This is a genomic window from Mesorhizobium sp. M8A.F.Ca.ET.021.01.1.1 (genome assembly GCF_003998025.1).
Taxonomy (GTDB): Bacteria; Pseudomonadota; Alphaproteobacteria; order Rhizobiales; family Rhizobiaceae; genus Mesorhizobium.
Genome location: NZ_RZSJ01000712.1, coordinates 1 through 2,787, shown reverse-complemented (window position 1 = coordinate 2,787; position 2,787 = coordinate 1). Strand labels below are relative to the sequence as shown.

Annotated in this window: 3 protein-coding genes; all 3 read right to left on the bottom strand. The window is 58.3% G+C overall.

Annotated elements, in window-relative coordinates; genetic code table 11:
• Positions 1-35 precede the first annotated feature (35 nt).
• Entirely contained in the window at positions 36-410 is a 375-nt protein-coding gene (gene crcB, locus EOA36_RS32680) for a fluoride efflux transporter CrcB (protein WP_127280927.1), read from the bottom strand.
• 75 nt (positions 411-485) lie between these two features.
• On the bottom strand, positions 486-2,141 hold the full coding sequence (locus tag EOA36_RS32675) for a hypothetical protein (protein WP_127280926.1): 1,656 nt from the start codon (positions 2,139-2,141) through the stop codon (positions 486-488).
• Between the two features lie 350 nt (positions 2,142-2,491).
• Positions 2,492-2,787 (bottom strand): aspartyl/asparaginyl beta-hydroxylase domain-containing protein (locus tag EOA36_RS32670; RefSeq protein ID WP_145969436.1); only part of this gene is annotated, 296 nt, incomplete at its 5' end.

Here is a 2,787-nt window from a genome sequence, read left to right as displayed (position 1 = left end):
CAAGAAGCCTGCCACAAAGCACGCCATCGCGTGCTTTATGGCAGGCTTCTTGCGAGCCAAAGTCCCAGAAACAGCGCAGTGATCGCACCAATGACGCTTGCAAGCGCGTAACCAAGCGCAGGTAGCGTGGCTCCCCGCTCCCACAGCGTCGCGAAATCGAGGGAAAAGGCGGAAAAGGTGGTGAAGCCGCCAAGGATGCCGGTGGCGACGAATAGCCTGAGCTCGTTCGATCCGCCGCGGCGCACCAGAACGGCGATGAACAGCCCCATAGCAAAGGAGCCGATGATGTTGATCGCCATCGTGCCCCAGGGATAGTTGGGGCCGACGAGGCGCAGCGCGCCCATACTGGTCAAATGGCGGATGCCGGCACCGATGCCGCCGCCAACGGCAACAAGAAGCAGATTGAACATAGCCGTTACTGCCCCTGAGAGGGCGCCGGCGTCAATCCCTTGGGCTCGGTCAGCGCCAGATCCGCCTGTCGCGGTTCACCAGACAGGTGTTGTCCAGTCCGGATATCTCTTCTTGAATTCGCCGTACAGCGCATTGAGTTCCTGCTGCGTGACTGGACGCATCTGCTCATAGAGATAGCCGGTAACGCCGCCGGACAATTGGTACCGCGCAATGCGCTTGTACGCGGCACCGATGCCTTGCCCGTCAAGAATATATTGGTTCGGAAGCGTGACGCAAATCTGCGCGCTCGGTTGCAGATGAGTAACCGGCGGGTCGGTCACGATCACAAATCTGGATTTCAATGCGTCCGGCCGAAACCGATCACGACTATCCACCTGGCAAATCCAGCCGATATGGGGAACGAGGTCCCGATCCATCCCGAACAACAGCGCGTCGCTCATGACTGCCCCCGAGGCAAAAACCGAAAAGCGATCCTGTGGCCCCATTCTGCCGGCCAGATCATCGATCATGCGCCTGTATTCGGGGAGATTATCGAGATGGAGCGGGAGCGTGGCCTCCCGCGCAAAAAAGAAATCGACCGGAGACAGGAGCTGACGACCTGTCGGGAAAAATGTGCCCAGGAAAGCGAGCCCAGCGGCAACCGCCATGCCTGCGGTCCACCATCGCGATTTCAGCGCCGGCACGGAAACGATCGCGACGATGGCTTGGGCGTATGCAGGGAAAAGCCAAAGGAACATCGGCAGTGAATGATGGGGTTCCGGATCCTGCGTCCGGGTGAAAATCAAAAATGTCAGCAGCGAGGCGATGGCGCAGAACAGGGAGAACCTGTTGCGGCGGGCAATGGAGATGTAAAGCCCGGCAATGATCAGCAGCCAATTCACATAGCTGAGCCGGCTCCCCATTTCACCGAGTTCAGTGCCAAAGGTCGTCTTGTATCCGCTGTAGAGGTCGCCGTAGCTCGTTCCCAGAATTCTGGCGATCAGCGGCAGCTGGAAGTTCAATGCGGTTGCGGTGACAACAAAGATCGCACACAGGCCACCCCCAGCCGTAGCGCGGAATGCCGGAAGATCCCGATCCCTTGCGATCTGCAGCAGGCCCAGGAACGCCGCGGAAAGGGTGACCCCGATAGCGGCGTAGGCGTACCAGCGCCGCAGCATGAAGGCCAACCATAGGCTGGCGCCGACCGATATTCCGCTCACCACCGGTTCGCGGGTCAGGAATTTTGACTTCCACAGGACATAGGTTGCCGCGGTGAGAGCGAGACAACCGGCAACATCAGGCATTCCACGCAGTGTCGGCGCCCAGAACGGCGTGTAGAGCAAGGCCGCGATCCAAACGGCTGGCCAGCCGCGAGAAGGTGCCTCGGAGACCGCCTCGAGATAACTTATCCTGCCTATGAAAAGAACCGCTGGAACCAGGTAGACCGAGACTATTCCAGCGACGAAGGAAAGCCTCGAACCACCGAAGACGATGTGAAAGGGCATCAACGGCACCAGGATAGCCACACCATAATCCTGCGTGGCAATGGAAGTACCCACCTGGTTCAGCCAGTTGAAGGGATCCTCGACCAGGAGCGCGCCCTGCTGGTTGAACACATTGAAATAAGCAGCGTAGTCCCAATAGTAGACCGGTTCTTCAAGATTTAAGTACGCGGCGCTGATGGCAATGCCTAGCATCACGGTGCATATGTAGGTTCCCGCCCAGACTCCGAAGGCTTTGTGCTTTGACACTTGGATCCGCCAAGGAAGGAAGAGACAGAACTGCCGAGGGCAGAATCGAGATACCCTGACGAAGCCGGAGCCGTGCGGGCAAATGCGAATCCTGCGACATAGGTCATATAATGAATTGGCGACGGCCCAAAGAGGCCGAGGGCTGAACCGACGTACGCTGAAGCTGCCCGTCTTGGCAGAGCATGTCTTGTCAGAGCATTGCCTGGCGGTGCTCAAACCAATGCAGGAGCGCCGGCAGCGGCTCTTGGTTTGACGCAATTCGCGACGGAAAGCCGTCTGCGTTTCCTGGAACTGCCCTAACGCATTCAGGATGCTGCCGGCAGAGCCGGCAGCATCGATGGATCTTCAACTCAGGTGGTTTCGACCTTCTTCGGCTTTGTGGAGCCAATCATCTTCCAGTTCTTGTAGAACATCGAATTGATGCGCTCGACGCTCACCGAGACGATGGCGAGAAGCCCCGCGATGAGGCCCGGGAATGGCGACGGCCTGACAATGTCCATGAACACGCAGTAGCGGCGGCCGTCATATTCGTTGACCGAACGATGCAGCAGCGTGTCGTCGAAAATGTAGAGCGGATTGTCATGCCAGTAGTTCCTGGCGTTGTTGCACTCGACGAAAACCTCCGCCTTTACCGGCAGCAGATTGT